Source organism: Micromonospora sp. NPDC004336 (genome assembly GCF_053602615.1).
The window spans coordinates 1-2,679 of sequence record NZ_JBSGDY010000327.1; the positions used below are offsets into that span (position 1 = coordinate 1).

General features: G+C 69.7%; 2 protein-coding genes. One reads left to right on the top strand and one right to left on the bottom strand.

Features of this window, described 5'->3' with window-relative positions; genetic code table 11:
- Window positions 1-139: 139 nt before the first annotated feature.
- Window positions 140-871 carry a FadR/GntR family transcriptional regulator gene (locus ACWENR_RS30385; protein WP_452280376.1) on the bottom strand — a complete coding sequence of 244 codons (732 nt, stop codon included), beginning with the start codon at window positions 869-871 and terminating at the stop codon, window positions 140-142.
- Between the two features lie 141 nt (window positions 872-1,012).
- On the opposite strand from ACWENR_RS30385, the gene ACWENR_RS30390 reads away from it, so the two are divergent.
- Entirely contained in the window at window positions 1,013-2,638 is a 1,626-nt protein-coding gene (locus ACWENR_RS30390; protein WP_452280377.1) for an ABC transporter substrate-binding protein, read from the top strand.
- Window positions 2,639-2,679: the final 41 nt, after the last annotated feature.

The following is a 2,679-nucleotide window of genomic DNA, read 5'->3' on the forward strand; positions in this document are numbered from 1 at the left end:
GGGGCGTTCCGGCGTCGCCGCCGGGGGCCGGGCGACGGCAGGCCGGTGACCCGTCGCCCCGCCCCGTGTCGGCTCACCCGTGGACGGGTGCCGGCTCACCCATGGACGGGTGCCGGCTCACCCATGGACGGGTGCCGGCTCACCCCTGGACGGCGCGGGCGATGCTCTCGCGGATGGGCGCGTAGTGCTCGGCGACGGCGGCCCGCAGCACCGCCGGGTCCCCGGCCGTGACGGCGTCCACGATGGCGCGATGCCGCTGGGCGGTGATGACCCGGTGCTCGGGCTCCGTGCGCAGGGTGGGGGCCACAATGGCCTGCACCTGCCAGAACGCCTCGGTGAGCTGGAGGATCAGGTCGTTGCCCAGGGGCTCCATCAGCTTGACGTGGAAGGCCCGGTCGACCTCGAGGAAGTCCTTGTCCTGGGCGGCCAGGTCGACCATCTGGTCGACGAGCGCGGAGAGCTCCGCGCGGTGGCCCTCGTCGAGGACGGCGATGATCTCGGCCGCCAGACCCTGTTCGAGCGTCTGCCGGACGTCGACTACCTGCCCGAGCACGTGATGGTCCTCCTCGCCGCTGAGCAGGCCACGGAAGGCCAGGCTCTCCACGAGGGCGTTGAGGGACATGCGACCGACGAAGGTGCCGTGCCCGTGCCGTACCTCGACGATGTCGAGGGCCGAGAGGATCTTGACCGCCTCCCGGACGCTGGACCGGCTGGCCCCGACCGCCTCGCACAGCTCCGTCTCGGTGGGCAGCAGGTCGCCGGGCTTGAGGTGATTGCGCAGGATGTATTCCTTGATCCCGGTAACGACCTCCTGCCGGCGGGGACCCGGGCGCTCCTGCCCGCGTAGCGGACTCGCGTCGATCGTCGTCATCTGCCCCTTGCCCTTCGTTCACGGATCTGTCACGCTCAGCGTATCGGCATCAGACGTCAGACGTCAGACCCCATACACTCGAATCCCCCGCAGCGCTGAGCGGTCACGCGGAGCGCATGAAGAGCCTATGGAGGCAAACACGTGAGCACCACCCACAAGCCGTCGAGGAGGCGGTTCGGCGCGCCGGCCCGGGTCCGCTCGCTGGCCACGGCGGCCACCGCGGCGGCCCTGGCGCTCGGGCTGGCGGCGTGCAGCGGCGGCCCCGCGTCGACCAACGCCGTCTCCGACGGTAAGGGCGGAAAGTCGATCGAGGCGACGATGGCCTTCACCCTCTCCAGCGGGTTCGACCCCGGCAACGCCTCGTCGGCGGTGGCGACGGCGGCCAACCAGCACATCTTCGAGGGCCTCGTCGACCTGGACCCGATCACCCGCGAGCCCTACCTCGCGCTGGCCAAGGCCTTCCCGACGCCCAGCGCCGACGGCCGCACGTACACCGTGTCCCTGCGGGACGACGCCAAGTTCTCCGACGGCACCCCGGTCACCGGCGAGGACGTCGCCTGGTCCTTCAACCGGGTGCTCAAGCCGGCCGACCCGACGGCGCCGCCGCTGATGCAGGGGTTCATCCCGTTCATCGAGACGGTCACCGCCAAGGACGCGTCGACGGCCGAGTTCAAGCTGAAGTACCCGTTCGCCCTCTTCGCCGAGCGCGTCTCCGTCATCAAGATCGTGCCCAAGGCGAAGACCGCCGACGCGGCCGCCGCGAAGGCCTTCGACACGGCGCCGATCGGCTCCGGCCCCATGAAGCTGGACAGCGCGTCGAAGGAGTCCGGCATCAAGCTGAGCCGGAACGCCAACTACAACGGCCCCCGCCCGAGCAAGGTCGACACGATGACGTGGAACACCACGTCGGAGGCGGCGGCCCGGGTGTCCGACCTGCAGGGCGGCCGGGTGCAGGCGATCGAGTCGGTGCCGTACCTCAACGTCGACTCGCTCAAGGGCAAGTACACCGTCGACGTGAAGCAGGCCTTCAACCAGGTCTTCCTCATGTTCAACACGCAGGCGGCGCCGTTCGACGACAAGCGGGTGCGCCAGGCCCTGCACTACGCGATCGACAAGGACGCCGTCATCAAGACGGCGCTCAACGGGTACGGCAGCCCGGCGACGAGCTACCTCGACGAGGGCAACAAGGGCTACCAGAAGGCCGCCACGGTCTACGACCACAACCTCGACAAGGCCAAGGCGCTGCTCGCCGAGGCCGGGGTCAAGAACCTGTCGATCCAGCTCGACACCACCGACAACTCCGTGGTGAAGGACGTCGCCCCGCTGGTCGTGGAGCAGTGGAAGAAGATCGGCGTCAACGCCAGCCTCAACACGGTGCCGTCCGCTGCCATCTACGGCGACGTCGTCCCGAAGGACACCTTTCGCGTGCTGATGGCCACCGGCGACCCGAGCGTCTTCGGCGTCGACACCGACCTGCTGATGCGCTGGTTCTACTACGGCGAGACCTGGCCGGGCAAGCGTTACCGCTGGAACGACGCCGACCGCAAGGCCATGGCCACGCTGCTAGACAAGGCGGCGCAGACCTCCGACGAGGCGGCCCGGAAGGCCCTGTGGAAGCAGGCCCTCGACATGGTGGCCGACGAGGTCCCGCTCTACCCGATCCTGCACACGAAGGTCGTCACGGCCTACGACCCCGCCAAGATCGCCGGATTCTCCGGCGCGGCGACCACCGGTCTGTACTTCCTGGACAGCAGCCGCAGCGGCTGAGCCCGGGACCGGGGGTCCGGAACCACCCCCCGGCGTCCCGC